The 16,314-nt window shown below is 45.1% G+C and carries 16 protein-coding genes; 9 read left to right on the plus strand and 7 right to left on the minus strand.

Annotation, left to right across the window (positions count from 1 at the left end):
* Positions 1 to 8: 8 nt before the first annotated feature.
* Positions 9 to 1,472, minus strand: coding sequence for a DNA recombination protein RmuC (rmuC, locus tag HCJ96_RS00260; protein ID WP_169209442.1), 1,464 nt, complete (start codon positions 1,470 to 1,472; stop codon positions 9 to 11).
* 57 nt (positions 1,473 to 1,529) lie between these two features.
* Positions 1,530 to 3,059: a fumarate hydratase gene (locus tag HCJ96_RS00265; protein WP_169209033.1), complete on the minus strand. Its 1,530-nt coding sequence runs from the start codon at positions 3,057 to 3,059 to the stop codon at positions 1,530 to 1,532.
* A gap of 309 nt (positions 3,060 to 3,368) precedes the next feature.
* Here HCJ96_RS00265 and pabB point away from each other — a divergent pair, with 309 nt between their 5' ends.
* From pabB to HCJ96_RS00280, 3 genes are all read left to right on the plus strand, one after another.
* On the plus strand, positions 3,369 to 4,781 hold the full coding sequence (gene pabB / locus HCJ96_RS00270) for an aminodeoxychorismate synthase component I (protein ID WP_169209034.1): 1,413 nt from the start codon (positions 3,369 to 3,371) through the stop codon (positions 4,779 to 4,781).
* The gene (locus tag HCJ96_RS00275) at positions 4,774 to 5,367 is read left to right on the plus strand and encodes a CoA pyrophosphatase (protein ID WP_169209035.1); all 594 of its coding nucleotides are present in this window, start codon (positions 4,774 to 4,776) and stop codon (positions 5,365 to 5,367) included. The genes pabB and HCJ96_RS00275 overlap by 8 nt, the downstream gene beginning before the upstream one ends.
* A gap of 107 nt (positions 5,368 to 5,474) precedes the next feature.
* On the plus strand, positions 5,475 to 6,845 hold the full coding sequence (locus HCJ96_RS00280; RefSeq protein WP_169209036.1) for an L-serine ammonia-lyase: 1,371 nt from the start codon (positions 5,475 to 5,477) through the stop codon (positions 6,843 to 6,845).
* A 25-nt stretch (positions 6,846 to 6,870) separates the two neighbouring features.
* Here HCJ96_RS00280 and cysB read toward each other — a convergent pair whose 3' ends face one another.
* The gene (gene cysB / locus HCJ96_RS00285) at positions 6,871 to 7,845 is read right to left on the minus strand and encodes an HTH-type transcriptional regulator CysB (protein ID WP_169209037.1); all 975 of its coding nucleotides are present in this window, start codon (positions 7,843 to 7,845) and stop codon (positions 6,871 to 6,873) included.
* A gap of 255 nt (positions 7,846 to 8,100) precedes the next feature.
* Between cysB and HCJ96_RS00290 the strand changes: the two genes are divergently transcribed.
* Entirely contained in the window at positions 8,101 to 8,799 is a 699-nt protein-coding gene (locus HCJ96_RS00290; RefSeq protein ID WP_169209443.1) for a sensor histidine kinase, read from the plus strand.
* An 82-nt stretch (positions 8,800 to 8,881) separates the two neighbouring features.
* Positions 8,882 to 9,643: a hypothetical protein gene (locus tag HCJ96_RS00295; protein ID WP_169209038.1), complete on the plus strand. Its 762-nt coding sequence runs from the start codon at positions 8,882 to 8,884 to the stop codon at positions 9,641 to 9,643.
* Positions 9,644 to 9,698: 55 nt separating this feature from the next.
* Here HCJ96_RS00295 and HCJ96_RS00300 read toward each other — a convergent pair whose 3' ends face one another.
* Positions 9,699 to 10,583: a LysR family transcriptional regulator gene (locus tag HCJ96_RS00300; protein ID WP_169209039.1), complete on the minus strand. Its 885-nt coding sequence runs from the start codon at positions 10,581 to 10,583 to the stop codon at positions 9,699 to 9,701.
* Between the two features lie 108 nt (positions 10,584 to 10,691).
* Between HCJ96_RS00300 and HCJ96_RS00305 the strand changes: the two genes are divergently transcribed.
* From HCJ96_RS00305 to HCJ96_RS00320, 4 genes are all read left to right on the plus strand, one after another.
* Positions 10,692 to 11,399, plus strand: coding sequence for a CoA transferase subunit A (locus HCJ96_RS00305; protein WP_169209040.1), 708 nt, complete (start codon positions 10,692 to 10,694; stop codon positions 11,397 to 11,399).
* 1 nt (position 11,400) lies between these two features.
* Positions 11,401 to 12,057 carry a CoA transferase subunit B gene (locus HCJ96_RS00310; RefSeq protein ID WP_169209041.1) on the plus strand — a complete coding sequence of 219 codons (657 nt, stop codon included), beginning with the start codon at positions 11,401 to 11,403 and terminating at the stop codon, positions 12,055 to 12,057.
* Positions 12,058 to 12,165: 108 nt separating this feature from the next.
* Complete coding sequence (locus HCJ96_RS00315) at positions 12,166 to 13,488, plus strand: DEAD/DEAH box helicase (protein WP_169209042.1); 1,323 nt, start codon at positions 12,166 to 12,168, stop codon at positions 13,486 to 13,488.
* A 79-nt stretch (positions 13,489 to 13,567) separates the two neighbouring features.
* The gene (locus HCJ96_RS00320; protein ID WP_169209043.1) at positions 13,568 to 14,359 is read left to right on the plus strand and encodes a bestrophin-like domain; all 792 of its coding nucleotides are present in this window, start codon (positions 13,568 to 13,570) and stop codon (positions 14,357 to 14,359) included.
* Between the two features lie 58 nt (positions 14,360 to 14,417).
* On the opposite strand, the gene HCJ96_RS00325 is transcribed toward HCJ96_RS00320, so the two are convergent.
* The 3 genes from HCJ96_RS00325 to HCJ96_RS00335 form a co-directional block, all read right to left on the minus strand.
* Complete coding sequence (locus HCJ96_RS00325) at positions 14,418 to 14,660, minus strand: EF-hand domain-containing protein (protein ID WP_169209044.1); 243 nt, start codon at positions 14,658 to 14,660, stop codon at positions 14,418 to 14,420.
* A 61-nt stretch (positions 14,661 to 14,721) separates the two neighbouring features.
* Entirely contained in the window at positions 14,722 to 15,717 is a 996-nt protein-coding gene (trhO, locus tag HCJ96_RS00330) for an oxygen-dependent tRNA uridine(34) hydroxylase TrhO (RefSeq protein ID WP_169209045.1), read from the minus strand.
* 112 nt (positions 15,718 to 15,829) lie between these two features.
* Complete coding sequence (locus HCJ96_RS00335; protein ID WP_169209046.1) at positions 15,830 to 16,303, minus strand: VC2046/SO_2500 family protein; 474 nt, start codon at positions 16,301 to 16,303, stop codon at positions 15,830 to 15,832.
* Between the last annotated feature and the right edge of the window lie 11 nt (positions 16,304 to 16,314).

Here is a 16,314-nt window from a genome sequence, read left to right on the forward strand (position 1 = left end):
CTGCCAGCTCACATTGGCTCTGATTCGTCGTCCATTTCACTACTGACTAAGTCACTCGCGAGTCGTTTGGATGACTGTACACCTAACAGGCGGAATTGCTCTACCTGGCGAACCATGTTGCCGCGGCCCTGACTTAACTTACTGAATGCGCCTTCATAATGTTTCTGTGTGGTCTCCAGAGACTTGCCAATTTTCTCCATATCGCCAACAAAGCCGACAAATTTGTCATACAATTTAGTCGCATGCTGGGCAATCTTTTGCGCATTCTGATTCTGGTATTCGTATTGCCAGATATTATTGATAGTGCGCAATGCAACAAGTAAGTTGGTGGGGCTAACTAACATAATGTTGTGGGACAGTGCCAGGTTAACCAGATTAGGGTCTTCCTCAATGGCCAACAAAAAAGCGGGTTCAATTGGAATAAACATCAAAACATAATCCAGCGTCTTGATGCTCTCAATTTGCTGATAATCTTTTGCTCCCAGCCCTTTAATGTGCGTTCTTATGGAGTTGACATGTTCAGTGAGCAAACGTTTGCGTTCAGACTCATCGTCAGCATTATAAAAACGCTCATAAGCAGATAGGCTGACCTTTGAGTCAATGATAACGTCTTTTTGATTCGGTAAATGCACTACAACATCGGGTTGTTGCAGCTTACCTGCAGCACTTCTGGCGCTCACCTGGATTTCAAACTCATGCCCCTCGCGCAGCCCGGACTCGGTCAAAATGCGCTCAAGCACGACTTCGCCCCAATTGCCTTGCTTCTTGTTATCTCCCTTTAGCGCCTGGGTCAACGCCGCTGCTTCTTCTGTAATTTTCTGATTGAGCTCTTTCAACGAATGAATTTCGGTTTTGAGCGACGCCCTTTCCTGCCCTTCACGAATGTATTGATCGCTGACCTGCTTTTTGAAGCCTTCTATTTGTTCCTTTAACGGAGTCAAAATCGCGGATAGCCCTGATTCATTTAACTTGCTGAAGTTCTCACTCTTTTGTTCAAAAATTTTGTTGGCCAAATTTTCAAATTGGGTCTGCAATCGCTGTTCAGCCTGTTCCATCAGTTGCAGTTTTTCCTGATGAGATTTTTCAATTTCGGTCAAACGCGCAGATTTGGCTTCGTAACGACCATGCAGTGAAGACAATTCACGCTTATGTTCGTTCAGTTGATACTGAAGGTCGGCCAGACGTTCTTCAGTTTGCTCAAGCTGCTCTGCTTTGGCGAGTAACTCTCCCAACTGGGTACGTGAATGATAGATCTGTTCACGATGTGCTTTTAACTCATCTTCGAGTTTATAAATATGATGAGCCGATTCGGCCTGTGATTGCGAAAGCTGATGCTTAAGAATGGTATTTTCCGCCAGCGCTTCCTGACTGGTGTTGCTGTGTTTACGATAGCTGATTAACCAGCCAAAAATGAAACTCAGTACGACAGCCGCTAGTACTAATGCGAGAAAATATTGATGGTCCAGATACATCACAACAAGGCAATCCGTATAAAAGATGGGAGCCCTTCGGCCCCCTTGTTATTAGTATTATTTAGACAGTTCCGCGTCTAACGACTCGATGTTCGCCTTCCAAATTGCAGGCCCGGTTTCATGCGCATTGGCGCCCGTGCTATCCACTGCAACTGTAACAGGCATGTCTTCCACTTCGAACTCGTAAATTGCTTCCATACCTAAATCTTCAAACGCCACCACACGGGCTTTTTTGATTGCTTTTGAAACAAGATAAGCGGCGCCACCAACGGCCATCAAATACACCGCTTTATGCTGTGCAATTGACTTGACGGTGGCAGGACCGCGCTCTGCTTTACCAATCATGCCAATCAATCCCGTTTGTTCCAACATCATATCGGTGAATTTGTCCATTCGGGTAGCCGTTGTGGGGCCTGCAGGGCCTACCACTTCATTACCTACCGCATCAACGGGGCCAACGTAATAAATAAAGCGATTGGTTAAAGCGACTCCGTCTGGTAAACCTTCGCCATTTTCTAACATGGTCTGAATACGCTTGTGCGCAGCATCCCGTCCGGTCAGCATTTTGCCTGACAGCAATACGGTTTCGCCCACTTTCCATTCCTGAATATCTTTTTTGGTTACCTCGTCCATATTCACGCGACGGGTATTTTCACTCACTTCCCAGGTTACCTCGGGCCACTCTTCTAATTTAGGGGCTTTCAGTTCAGCCGGCCCTCTGCCATCTAAATAAAAGTGCGCATGGCGTGTGGCAGCACAGTTGGGGATCATGGCCACCGGTTTGGATGCCGCGTGGGTCGGAACCGATTTAATTTTCACATCAACCACAGTAGTCAGGCCGCCCAGCCCCTGTGCACCAATTCCCAGTTTATTAACCCGCTCAAATATTTCAAGTCGAAGCTTTTCATCGGTAGTTTGTGGCTCGCGTTCCATCAACTCCTGAATATCCACCGGATCCATCAGACTTTCTTTAGCGAGTACTGCAGCCTTTTCAGCGGTACCTCCTATACCTATTCCAAGCATTCCTGGGGGGCACCAGCCAGCGCCCATTGTCGGCAAGGTTTTGACCACCCAGTCGGCGATATCGTCGCTGGGGTTTAACATCACCATTTTCGATTTGTTTTCTGAGCCACCGCCTTTAGCTGCAATCATCACTTCAACTTTATCACCGGCCACCATGTCAATATGTACCACTGCTGGAGTGTTGTCTTTAGTGTTTGTTCTGGCGCCGGCCGGGTCTGCAACGATGGACGCGCGCAACGGATTATCCGAATTAAGGTAAGCACGGCGTGTGCCTTCATCAACCATTTGTTGTACGGTTAAATCATGCTTATCCCATTGTACCGACATCCCTATTTTAACGAAGCAGGTAACAATCCCGGTATCCTGGCATAAAGGACGTTTGCCTTCTGCAGACATTCTGGAATTGATTAAAATCTGCGCCATTGCATCCTTTGCCGCCTGGCTTTGCTCTTTTAAATACGCCTGTTCGACAGCTTTAACGTAATCCAACGGGTGATAGTAGGAAATAAACTGAAGGGCATCCTCGATGCTATCAATAAAGTCTTGTTGACGAATTACGGTCATGGCTTCCTCATTTAACTGATTGCCTGCTTCACTATCTTTGCGCGATACTTTGCTGGTTATTAATATTTTTTCGCAAAGCTAAATCTGCTGTCTGGTTCGGTTTGCCTAAGATGGCTTAAGCGCGACACGCAGGCTCCGGATAGTAAAACGGTTTAATTATAGTCTTGGCATTACAAAAAAGCGTATACTAGCGCAACTTAACGATGCTCACCAAGCAATAAGCCATTTCAGGCAAAGATATTTCGCCTTTTTCATGCTTTATGAGTGTAAATCGCACGCACCAAACTCAGTTAAATTTATCATTGTTTTATGTCAGATAATTTGTCGCAAAAACTTATTGTTACATCGCTAAATCGTCCCGCTTCAGTTGATTTACATCATCTATTTGAGTGTATAGAAAGCAAACCGTTTTCGGTTTTATTTGATTCTGCTGGCAGTCGTGAAAGTCATGCTCGCTTTAATATCGCGGCATGGGAGCCGGTGTTTGTGGTAGTGGCTGAAAACGGACGAACATTTGTTCATGATCGACGCAATAACGTTGAAACCACTTCCAGTCTGGCACCATTGCAAGCTGTCAGCGAATTGATGCAGCGTCACTTTAAACACTATTCCATAGACAGTGATATAGATAATGATGTGATCGATTCGCTGCCTTTTCTTGTCGGCGCGGCAGGTTTATGTAGCTATGATTTGGGCAGATATTATGAGCATTTACCCAATACGGCAGTAAGTGAATTATCTTGCCCGGACATGGCAATTGGTATTTACAGCCACACACTGATTGAAGATAGTGTTAGCGGAGTTATTTATGAATGCAGATTGGCTACTGAGCCAGCGATTGATATTGCAAGCTGGTTAAACCAGAGAAAAGTTGCTGACCGTTTTGATTTAACTTCCGACTGGCAAGCCAACTTAACGCAGGCCGAGTACACGCAGGCGTTGGATAAAATTGACAGTTACCTGCGAGCTGGAGATTGCTATCAGGTCAACATGGCGCAACGATTTTGCGCAAGCTATCAAGGCAGTGAGTGGGATGCTTACATGCGTTTACAGCAGCAAAATAAAGCGCCCTTTTCAGTGTTTATGCGCTTGCACGAAAACTGTATTTTGAGTATTTCGCCAGAAAGGTTTATCTCAGTCAGACAGACGGAGGTGGAATCTAAACCGATCAAGGGGACACGACCACGTTACCCTGATAAGGTCAAAGATGAGGCAAGCAGCAATTCACTGCTGAATTCAGAAAAAGATCGTGCAGAAAATCTTATGATAGTTGATTTGTTACGCAATGATCTCAGTAAGCATTGTCAGCCTTATTCAGTTGATGTCCCCGCCCTGTTTGCACTTGAAAGTTATGCTGCCGTCCACCATCTTGTAAGTACGGTTAAGGGCAAACTGAAGTCAGACAGCAGTGCCTGGGATCTGCTTGCTGGCGCATTTCCTGGCGGCTCAATCACAGGGGCACCTAAAATCAGAGCCATGGAAATTATTGATGAGCTGGAACCTCACCGCCGCCACGTTTATTGTGGCAGTATGCTTTATATGGGTATTCGTGAAGATATGGATTCAAATATACTGATTCGCACATTGTTAACAGAAAAACAGCATGTTTATTGTTGGGCGGGCGGCGGCATAGTGCTTGATTCAGATGCGAATGAGGAATATCAGGAAACCCTGGATAAGGTTTCAAAAATATTGCCCGTGCTGGGACGAACGCATGAATAGAGCAGACTTTCTGCGTCGTTTTCATCATATTGAACGGGTTCACAGCGAACGTGACTATCCGCTTTCCTACACCGGCCGTCCTGCTGCGGTACTTATCCCACTGGTGGATTATGCCAGCGAGTTGCGTGTACTCTTGACTGAGCGAGCTCACCACTTGCGCCATCATGCCGGACAAATTGCTTTTCCCGGTGGTGGGGCTGAAGCTGAAGATTCCTTTCCGGTGGGTACTGCGTTACGTGAAGCTGAAGAGGAAATAGGCCTTTCACCTGAGCGAGTGCAGATAATTGGCGCGTTACCTGATTATCGGACCATTAGTGGCTACACCATCAAACCAGTAATTGGCCTGGTTAAACCTGAAAGTAAATTAACCTTGGACAAAAATGAGGTTGCCAGTGCCTTCGAAGCCCCTCTGTCCTATTTGATGGACCGTGAGAACCATCTTACGCATCATACCCATCGACACGGGCAGACATTTCCCATTTATTTTATTCCATGGAAGCAATATATGATTTGGGGAGCGACCGCTGCCCTGTTACGCAATTTATCGTTTCACCTGATCGCAGATGATAAATCACTATCAAGTTAAGTTTACAATCCAGCGCGTTCATTTTCGACTACATTTCTAATAGTGTGTTGTAGTTACCATTGACTACATGCATGATCACATTAAATATAATATTGGACTTATACCCTATGATTAGTATTTTCGATATGTTCAGTATCGGGATTGGCCCATCCAGCTCGCATACTGTAGGCCCTATGCGGGCCGGAGCTGAATTTGCAGCAAAACTCAAACAAGAAAACGTACTTGAGCAAATCACCTCGATAAAAGTAGAGCTTTACGGTTCGCTGGGGCAAACCGGAAAAGGCCACGGCACCGGTAAAGCTGTTATCCTGGGCCTGTTAGGCGAATTGCCTGAATCAGTCGATGTCGACTCAATTGAGGCCCGTCTTGAAACTATTCATAACAGCCAAAAGCTGCTGCTCAATGGTGAGCGCGAAGTGGCCTTTCCTAACAAAAATGCTATCGTTTTTCACCGTCGCAAATCACTACCACGACATGCCAATGCGTTGACGTTCTTTGCCTACAAGGGTGAAGAAATATTACGTCAGCAAACCTACTACAGTATCGGTGGTGGCTTTATTATCAAAGACGAAGAGTTTGAAGAAGTCAAAGATAATGCTTTGTCGCAGCAGGCTAAAGTCCCCTTCCCTTTTAAAAGTGCTAACGAATTAATGGCGATGTGCCGCGAACAGGGTTTACGCATCAGTTCGTTAATGATGAAGAACGAGGCTGTTCATCGCCCAGAAAAAGAAGTGCGTTCTATGCTCTTTGAGATTTGGCAGGTAATGAAAGCCTGCATTGACCGTGGCATCGAAAGTGAAGGTATCTTACCTGGCGGCTTGAAGGTGGTCAGACGCGCGCCCGGTCTTTATCAGCGTTTACAGAACGAACGCTCAAATGATCCAATGCAAACCATGGACTGGGTCAACTTGTTCGCGCTGGCAGTGAATGAAGAAAACGCTGCAGGCGGACGGGTGGTTACTGCGCCCACCAATGGCGCTGCTGGTATTATCCCTGCAGTCATGCAGTATTACGACAAGTTTGTACGTCCATTGGATGCCGAAACGGCCAGTCGGTTTTTACTTACCGCCGGCGCAATAGGCATACTATACAAAGAAAATGCATCCATATCGGGTGCAGAAGTAGGTTGTCAGGGTGAAGTCGGCGTTGCCTGTTCAATGGCAGCGGGAGCATTAGCTGAAATCATGGGTGGCTCAGTTGCAGCGGTTGAAAACGCCGCTGAAATTGGCATGGAACACAATCTGGGGCTCACCTGTGATCCAGTGGGCGGATTGGTACAGGTCCCCTGTATTGAGCGCAATGCGATGGGCGCAATTAAGGCAATTAACGCATCAAGACTGGCCCTGCGTGGCAGTGGCGAGCATAAAGTATCGTTAGATAAAGTTATTAAAACGATGCGCGAAACCGGTAATGACATGAAAACCAAATACAAAGAAACCGCGCGTGGCGGTTTAGCAGTTAACATTATCGAGTGTTAAAATTAACGGGCAGCTCGGCTGCCCATTATTTAACCGGTAACGTCACCCCTTTAAACATTTTTTCCACTTCATCATTGTTTTTGCACATCATCGCTTTTTCGATCTTATCTTTGCTAAGGTGAGGCGCAAAACGCTCAATAAAGTCGTACATATAGCTTCTTAAGAAAGACCCCTTGCGGAAACCAATTTTGGTGGTGCTGTAATCAAACAAATGGCTGGCATCAATTTTCACCAAATCAGAATCAAGTTCTTCACTTACCGCCATTGAGGCGATGACGCCGATACCCACGCCGAGTCTGACATAGGTTTTGATGACATCGGCATCAGTAGCAGTAAATACAATTTTAGGCGTTAGGCCCGCGCGTTCAAATGCCTGGTCCAGTTCGCTTCTACCTGTAAAACCAAATACATAAGTGACAAGAGGATATTTTGCAATATCGCTGATGTCTATTGATCCTTTGTTAGAAAGCGGATGATTTTTATTGACAATAACACTGCGATTCCAGTGATAACATGGCAACATGACCAAATCATTGTATAAGTGTAATGCCTCTGTCGCGATGGCAAAGTCGGCCTCACCCTTGGCCGCCAGATCTGAAATCTGCGAAGGCGTACCCTGGTGCATATGCAACGATACTTTAGGGTACTTGTTCATAAACCCTTGAATGACGTCAGGCAATGCATACCGTGCCTGGGTGTGAGTAGTCGCAATATTGAGCTTGCCCTGATCAGGTAAGGTATGCTCACGCGCCACCGCTTTAATACTTTCGACTTTAGCTAAGATTTCGCGGGAGATATTGATGACATCGTGGCCGGCATCGGTAACATGGGTCAGGTGCTTACCGCTGCGTCCAAAAATCTGAACGCCTAGCTCGTCTTCCAACATGCGTACCTGTTTGCTGATCCCTGGCTGAGAGGTGTACAAACTTTCTGCTGTGGCTGAAACATTCAGGTTGTTATTGAGCACTTCAACTATATAGCGCAGCTGTTGTAATTTCATATCAAGGTATCCGCTACCTACTGGAATTATATGGACTTAATGATAACGTTATATCGAAAAGTCACCATGAATGCTATAAAACTTTAATGTTTGGTAATAAATAAGCTGCAATTTCTACAACACGAATGTATTGATAAAACTGTTAGGTATTCATTTATTTACGTAGTTATGGGAATGTATTTTTTATATCATTTACATTTTAAGTAGCGTATAAAAGGATTATCACCCGTGCTTAAGACAATCGAATCTGAACAGATGGATCACCCTACCGCCACATCTAACATAGACTTTTCTTCCGTGTTGGCTGCCGCTGTGCACGATATGAAAAATTCACTGTGTTTATTGATCCAGTCGATTGAAAATTTATCTGATTCTATTCCTAAAGAACTGGATGAAGCTCACAATCAAGTTGCCAACGTTCATTACGAAGCCTCCAGATTGAATACGAACCTTGTGCAGATGCTTTCACTGTACCGGGCACAGCTGGAAACGCTACCTATTACAGTTGACGAACATTTTATTGCCGATTTATTCGAAGATGTGACAGGCTCCAACGGTTTATATTCCAGACAACGTAAAGTCGCCATAGAAGTTGATGTCGATGCAGAGCTAAACTGGTACCTGGATGGTGATTTAGTATACATGTTAATCAATGATGTGGTGGTAAACGCTTTGCGCTACGGCACTTCGAAAATCAGGTTGAGTGCCAAAGAAGAAAACGCACAACTGGTTATCAGAGTAGAAGACGACGGACCCGGGTACCCGGAAGATATGCTGATAAAAAGTAATACTGAGCTTTCAGAATTTCAGGTGAGTCAGGGAAGAACCGGCCTGGGATTATTTTTCGCCAGACTGATTGCTGCAGCACACACCCGGGAATCTGATTGTGGGACCATCACCCTTTCAAACGGCGGTGAATTAGGTGGTAGTGTTTTTGTAGTAAAATTACCGTAAACTCTGCCGAAATAAGTATTAATGAAAAACGGTCGCGGTCGATAATGAGCAAAGCGACATGAAAAAGCGAGCTTAACGATTTATGTTCACCATAATAATAATTTTAATCGTACTGCTGATTATCGCAGCTATTTTTATTAATGCTTTTCAGCAGCATCGTGCAAAACAGGAAGCGGATGAACGCGCCGAAGTAGCCAAGCAGAAAGCCATTATTGATGAAACTGAAAATGTGATGATGGCGGCCAGCAATATGCCCATTTCACCTCGCATTTTACAGATACTGCAAAATCGCATTGTCAACGCGTTAAAAACGATTCGTTCAACCCGCCAATCTAACGCGGATATTAAACAACGTATATCAGACGCTGAGAGCCGTGCTACCGCCCTGGAAAATGTTGACAGTTTACCGGTTAATGATTTTACGTTGCCTGACAATGACAAAATGATCATTCAGTATATTCAGGCGGTGAAAAAATTACGGGTGATGCTGCGTTCAGAACACACCAAAGGTAAAGTCGATACCAAAACCTTTATTGAAGAAGACAAAACCCTTGAGCGCTTGCAGCTGAAAGTTAACGTTGAAACACTGGCTCGCCGTGGCAGAAAAGCCATGAACTCAGGCATGTTGGGCTCGGCCCGCCAGTATTTTGAAAAAGCCATAGTGGCGCTCGATGCGCAATCACAACCAGACGACTATGCCGTATCACGCTTGAACACATTAAAAGAGTGGCTGCATGAAATTCAGGATAATCTTAAAAATACCAACGCAGAAGATCGCGCGCGCAAAAAAGAAGCTGAGCGTGACGAGCTGGACGAGTTGTTTGCTCCTAAGAAGAAATGGTAAGCATCTGTTAATTAAATGCGTGTGTTGTGTCTTTGCAACACATGCAACAATTTAGTCAGGGTTGCTGACAGCATTGCTCCCACAAGCTCAAAGATGCCACCGACATACTTCCCCTCAGCGAGCGCACCATACCGACGTTTTTTTGCAATGGTGAATTTAACAATGGTATACAGGTTAATCCAATGCCCTCCATTTGCTCCTGACACAACGAAGGTACAAGTGAGATGCCTAATCGTTGCTTAATTAACTGACCAATCGTTCCCAATTGTCCTGTTTCCGCAACAATGGTGAGTTGACCGTGGGCTAAAGCAATTTCGTCTATCCACTTACGTAGTGATGAGCCACGATTCATAGCGATAAAGTCATAGTGACAAACATCTTGCCATTGAACGCCTGATTGAGACAGGGTCAGAGGATGTTGTTCATGGACCACTACAATAAATGAATCATTGAATAAAGGATGGAAACACAAACCGTCGCAAATTTCGGGTTCGAAGGTAAATCCCATCTCAACCCGTCCCCCCACAACTAAATCGATAACTTTCTCCATCACTACATCTAATACACGAATACGAATATTAGGTTGATTTGCATGGAATGTTTTGAGGATACCGGGCAAACGAGAAGCTGCAAACGACGGCATTGCGGCTATTGAAAGTGTTCCTTTCTTCATTGCAAACAGGTTTTGCATGTCCATCACCGTGTCATCCCACTCGTTAATCAGTCGCTTGGCTTTAGGCAGTAGCGTACGACCTTCCGGTGTAAGTTGCACCCTGCGCGTACTTCTGGAAAATAGAACACCACCTAACTGAGATTCCATTTTCTTTATCGCGCTAGACAGCGCCGGTTGGGTAATATGCAACTTGTCCGCCGCTTCAGCAAAGGTAGTGGACTCAGCCACACGAATAAAAGCAATCATGTTACGATAGGATATCGACATAGTATTGATAAATTTTATTTATTAATCCTGTTATAAAATTAATTTTACAATTTATTTTTACTCACTGATACTTCTCGTTAACAAAAAATCAATGATTAGGAGAGCAGAATGTCTGGTTTTGATAAAGTCGTTACCAGCTACGAACAAGCCATGCAAGGGCTAGAGGACGACATGACCGTAATCGCCGGCGGTTTCGGTTTATGTGGAATTCCTGAAGGGCTTATTGCACAGATCAAGAAACAAGGGGTAAAAGGACTCACGATTGTCTCCAATAACTGTGGTGTGGATGGTTTTGGTTTAGGCATCCTGTTGGAAGACAAGCAAATCAAAAAGATGGTTTCTTCCTACGTAGGTGAAAACGCGTTATTTGAGAAACAGTTGCTCAATGGTGAATTGGAAGTGGAATTGACTCCACAGGGTACGCTGGCAGAAAAAATGCGCGCTGGCGGCGCTGGCATCCCGGCATTTTATACTGCTACTGGATATGGTACACCAGTAGGTGAAGGCAAAGAAGTCAAAGAGTTTAATGGACGCCCCTACATTTTAGAAGAATCTATCACTGGTGATTTTGCCATTATTAAAGCGTGGAAAGCTGACAGATATGGAAATTGCGTTTATCGTCACACTGCACAGAATTTCAATCCAATGGCAGCCACCGCAGGTAAAATTACGGTGGTCGAAGTGGAAGAAATTGTCGAACCGGGCGAGCTTGCACCCACTCAAATTCATACACCAGGTATCTATGTGGACCGTGTAATCAAAGGAACATTTGAGAAACGTATTGAGCGCAAAGTACTGGCGAAGGAGGACCGTTAAGATGGCGTTATCCAGAGATCAAATAGCAATGCGCGTGGCGCGCGAGTTTCAGGATGGAAACTATGTAAACTTAGGCATCGGTATTCCCACTCTGGCAGCAAACTACGTACCTGAAGGTATTGAAGTCATGCTGCAATCTGAGAATGGTCTGTTAGGAATGGGACGTTACCCTTCTGAAGCAGAAGTCGACGCTGATATGATAAATGCTGGCAAAGAAACGGTGACGGCCATTACCGGAGCATCCATTTTTAATTCTGCGGAGAGCTTCGCCATGATCCGTGGCGGCCATGTAGACTTTACCGTGCTAGGCGCGTTCGAAGTAGATGTTAACGGCAACATCGCTTCGTGGATGATCCCGGGTAAGCTGGTAAAAGGCATGGGCGGCGCCATGGATCTGGTGGCCGGAGCAAAAAATATTATTGTCACTATGACACATGCTGACAAACATGGTAATTCTAAACTGTTACCTGCGTGTACCCTGCCGCTGACCGGGGTAAATTGTATTACCCAGATTATTACAGATCTGGCAGTCCTTGAAGTCGCTGATGGCGCATTTCATCTGAAAGAGCGTGCACCGGGCGTATCAGTTGAAGAAATAAAAGAGAAAACCGCAGGAAAATTGGTCGTTGAAGGCGACATTCCAGAGATGAAATTGTAATTTTTTATACCAAGCGGGCCGCTCTGGCCCGCTTTCTTTGCGGCTCAGACTTTATAATGCTGTTACAATAACGGATAATAATCGTTTTTAAGCAGCCGAGCGTTCACTTTGCAAATAACTGATCTTCCCGTTCACCATAAAATTGTTTCTCGCTTAGTCGAAAAAGGGTTTCAAGAACTTACCGAAATACAGCAGAAAACCATTTTGCCTGCGTTGAAAGGTCAGGACATTATTGCATCATCCAAAACCGGCTCAGGTAAAACACTAGCATTTCTAGTCCCCACAGTGCACAGATTGTTAAGTCAAAAGGCGTTAAGTAAACAAGATCCTCGTGTATTGATACTCGCTCCTACCCGGGAACTTGCCAAGCAAGTGTTCGGAGAAGCGAAAACACTAACCGCATCGTTAGGACTGAAAAGCGTACTGGTGCTGGGTGGAGAGAATTTTAACGACCAGGCAAAGCAACTACGTAAAAATCCGCATATTATTGTTGGCACCGCTGGTCGCGTCGCAGACCATCTACGGGACAAAGCATTTTTCTTAAACGGATTGGAATTACTGATCCTGGATGAAGCTGACCGCATGCTCGATCTAGGCTTTGCTGATGCACTCATTCAGATTAATGAACAGGCTGACCATCGCAAAAGACAGACGCTGATGTTTTCTGCTACGGCTGATTCCGTTGCAATGACCTCACTCAGTCAACAACTGTTAAAAGCACCGGTAAGAATTGCCGTGGGTGATGCTGGTGCTGAACATGGTGATATTCAACAACAGTTGTATTTTGCCGATCATGTAGAGCATAAAGACGAACTGCTCCAGGTATGTATCGACAATAATGATTTCAATCAGGCCATCATTTTCACCGCTACTCGCGAAGATACCGCCCGACTTACCGAGTTACTTAATCAGAAACAACGCTATGCGGTGTCGCTTAGCGGAGAGTTAGCCCAGAGCAAGCGCGCCAATATCATGTCCGAGTTTGGCAGAGGAAAACACAGTATTTTAGTTACCACCGACGTGGCTTCACGAGGTCTGGATTTGCCCAAAGTAGGACTGGTAGTCAATTTCGACCTACCCAAGCATGCGGATGAATACATTCATCGAATCGGCAGAACAGGTCGCGCTGGGAATAAAGGCAATGCCATTTCACTTGTAGGCCCAAGAGACTGGTCAAGCTACCTGGATATCAGGCAAAACGTCAGTTATTCTCTGGAATGTGCACCCCACCCTGAATCGCCCGCCAAGTTTGCCGGTAAGAAAGCTAAAAAAATCGAACCTCGTCGTTACGAACAGGATAATAAAGCGTCGGAGAATAAAGCAGACAATCTTAAACCCGTCAAACGCGTTAAAACCATGTCTGGTGAAGATGCCGGCCATATGCCAGTAAAACGCAAGCGCACTCAGATTCCTCCGGACGAATCAGAGTAAGTTGCCAAAACTATTTGATAGTTAAACTAAATATTGCAATGCTGGTGAATGATTAACTATAACTAAAGGATGTACATTAGTGGAGCAATCAGAATTGCTTTTCAGCTTTAGCAGTGTTTCTATCGCGCTTGTCCTGTTCATCGCCATAATGGCGTTTAACGAAGTCAGTTTTCGTCTTGGACGCGTGGTACAAAAGCATACCGACGATGAAGTAAAGGCGTTAACGGGTTCGGTTCAGGGCAGTATTCTGGGTTTGTTAGCATTACTGCTGGGGTTTACTTTTAGTATGTCCATGCAGAGATTCGACAATCGCAGTATGGCGTTAATTGATGAAGCGAATGCGATCGGCACTGCTCTGCTGCGGGTGCAACTGTTGCCAGAGGTGTATCAACCGCAAGCTAAAACGTTATTTGAAGAGTACATAAAACTGCGCGTTGAGGTGAGTAAAGTTCCCTTGGATGAAAAAGCGGTTCGAGTTGAGTTCGATACCAGAGTAGCACAATTGCAGAACCAGCTTTGGCAATTGGCTGTTGCTGCGTCAAAAGAGGATCCGCGTCCGGTAACCAGTGGTGCATTTACTCAATCGCTCAATGCAGCGATTGATAGCCAGGGTAAACGTAATGCGATTTTACGCTCTCACGTTCCTGAACCAATACTGATGCTGCTGTTTGTGGTATTTGTTGCGTCTATAGGCATTATGGGCTACTCATCAGGCCTGACCGGTAAGCGTATCACGCTGCCGCTGACATTAGTTTCGCTATTGATTACCCTCATTGTGTTTATTATTATCGATCTGGATCGGCCCAAACGAGGCTTAATCACGGTTAATCAAACAGCTCTACAAGAACTTATTGTCGTTGCCCGAAATTGATTGGCAGGCAATTGAAAAAGGCAGCGTTTCGCTGCCTTTCCTGAAAGTATCTGGTTAGTTAGTATTCCCACCATCCTTCCTGCCACCAGGAAAGAAACTCCTCAAAATCGATATAGCCATCATTATTACTGTCGATAAGCTTAAAGCCCTCTTCAACATGACTGGCTTTCGTTTTTGGAGACAATACAGTTAACAACTCGATAAATTCGGGCAAATCAATCTGACCGTTGCCATCGCGGTCAAAGAAATTGAAATCACTTTGTATTTCAGCAATTTTTTCTTCAGAAAGTTGGGCTTCCACTTATATTCCCTACTCGATTACTTCAATAAACAACCAGTGTACCGTCCACATGCGCAACTGTCTACGCCTGTTTTTGCTTTGCCGCCAGCGCACGTTGGCGTTGCTCTTCCGCTTTTAGTTGGCGACGACTTTCCATGACGTCACGGGCTTCTGTGCCCACATGTTCTTCATTGCGTGCACGAGCCAGATTGACCTGCTTTTCGCGTTCCCTGAAGCGCGCCAACTGCTCCTCGGTGTGCTTGCCATAACAATGGGGGCAACTCACTCCTGCTTCGTATTGCTCGCTTTCACGGTCTGCCGCCGTAATGGGTAAACGGCAGGCATAGCATTGGTCATACACACTTTTTTCAAGTTGATGGTTTACGGCAACACGATTATCGAATACAAAGCAATCGCCTTCCCACAAAGATTGCTCCTGTGGAACATCTTCAAGGTACTGCAATATGCCACCTTCCAGATGATAGACTTCGTCAAAGCCCTGTTCTTTCAAATAGGCGGTTGACTTTTCACACCGTATTCCACCTGTACAGAACATTGCGACTTTTTTATTTTTAACCGGATCGAGGTGTGATTTTACGTAATCAGGGAACTCGCGAAATGTTTCGGTGTTTGGATTGATTGCATGTTTAAACGTACCAATCTCAATCTCATAATCGTTCCGCGTATCGATCACGGTGACATCGGGGTCACTGATTAATGCATTCCAATCTTTTGGCTTAACATAAGTACCTGCCGTACTACGTGGATCGATACCTTCAACCCCCATAGTAACGATCTCTTTTTTTAACTTCACCTTCGTGCGATAAAAGGGCTGCGTCTCGTGAAACGACTCTTTATGCGAAATAGGATTGATGCGCGCATCACTATTTAAATAGGCAATTAAATTATCAATGCCATCTCGACTTCCAGAGACGGTACCGTTGATACCCTCTGCGGCTAATAACAACGTGCCTTTAATGCCATTGCTTTCCATCGCGCTGAGTAACGGTTCACGGAGTTGCTGATAATCTTCAAGCGCGACAAATTTGTACATCGCGCATACAACGAATGGGGACATATTCTTTACCTTTTAACCTTTGCTGATTGGAACGTAAGACCAGTGCAAAATGCGGGCGCGAGTATAGCCAAGCGCGCACACAAAATCCAGTTTAAGGTGGTTAAAAATTGAGCTAATTTAAAAGTGAAACAGAATTTTGCACAATATCTGCCAGGCGAGTTTCATCCACCTCGATTGATTGGCTAAGCTGGTGACTGAGGAGTCGTTGGGTTAAATAACTGCAGTTGGTTTTCACATCTGGTGGAATTTTATTTGCATTATCGACCACACTCAATGGATCAGGATGCATGGACTGCCACAGTAATACCCCTTTTAAGTCTTGTTGTTGTACCAATCTGCCGGTGACATTAAGGCAACCTACCGATTTCTCACTGCTGGCGCAGGGAGCTCTCCGGTAGTGATTGAGTGAAGTAACATCGAACTGTTGTGGTGCGTCCGCTTTTACCTGAAATGATAGATGTGATGCACCAGGTTGGCTGTGCATTGCCAGATAAAGTGAAAATAATGATTTGGAATGAACTGAAGCTGCAAGCTTGCCTTGCCATTCGATATTTTCTGGCTGCGCTGATTGAACCGAATCTACCACGTTACTTCTAC

It is taken from the genome of Alteromonas ponticola (assembly GCF_012911815.1).
Classification (GTDB): Bacteria; Pseudomonadota; Gammaproteobacteria; order Enterobacterales; family Alteromonadaceae; genus Alteromonas; species Alteromonas ponticola.

What these genes read in the sequence shown, in the direction of transcription:
- HCJ96_RS00310 (WP_169209041.1), top strand. Translation starts at nt 11,401, where the DNA reads ATGGCGTTATCCAGAGATCAAATAGCAATGCGCGTGGCGCGCGAGTTT.
- HCJ96_RS00300 (WP_169209039.1), bottom strand. Translation starts at nt 10,583, where the DNA reads ATGTCGATATCCTATCGTAACATGATTGCTTTTATTCGTGTGGCTGAG.
- HCJ96_RS00295 (WP_169209038.1), top strand. Translation starts at nt 8,882, where the DNA reads ATGTTCACCATAATAATAATTTTAATCGTACTGCTGATTATCGCAGCT.
- HCJ96_RS00280 (WP_169209036.1), top strand. Translation starts at nt 5,475, where the DNA reads ATGATTAGTATTTTCGATATGTTCAGTATCGGGATTGGCCCATCCAGC.
- rmuC (WP_169209442.1), bottom strand. Translation starts at nt 1,472, where the DNA reads ATGTATCTGGACCATCAATATTTTCTCGCATTAGTACTAGCGGCTGTC.
- HCJ96_RS00290 (WP_169209443.1), top strand. Translation starts at nt 8,101, where the DNA reads ATGGATCACCCTACCGCCACATCTAACATAGACTTTTCTTCCGTGTTG.
- trhO (WP_169209045.1), bottom strand. Translation starts at nt 15,717, where the DNA reads ATGTCCCCATTCGTTGTATGCGCGATGTACAAATTTGTCGCGCTTGAA.
- HCJ96_RS00275 (WP_169209035.1), top strand. Translation starts at nt 4,774, where the DNA reads ATGAATAGAGCAGACTTTCTGCGTCGTTTTCATCATATTGAACGGGTT.
- HCJ96_RS00305 (WP_169209040.1), top strand. Translation starts at nt 10,692, where the DNA reads ATGTCTGGTTTTGATAAAGTCGTTACCAGCTACGAACAAGCCATGCAA.
- cysB (WP_169209037.1), bottom strand. Translation starts at nt 7,845, where the DNA reads ATGAAATTACAACAGCTGCGCTATATAGTTGAAGTGCTCAATAACAAC.
- pabB (WP_169209034.1), top strand. Translation starts at nt 3,369, where the DNA reads ATGTCAGATAATTTGTCGCAAAAACTTATTGTTACATCGCTAAATCGT.
- HCJ96_RS00265 (WP_169209033.1), bottom strand. Translation starts at nt 3,059, where the DNA reads ATGACCGTAATTCGTCAACAAGACTTTATTGATAGCATCGAGGATGCC.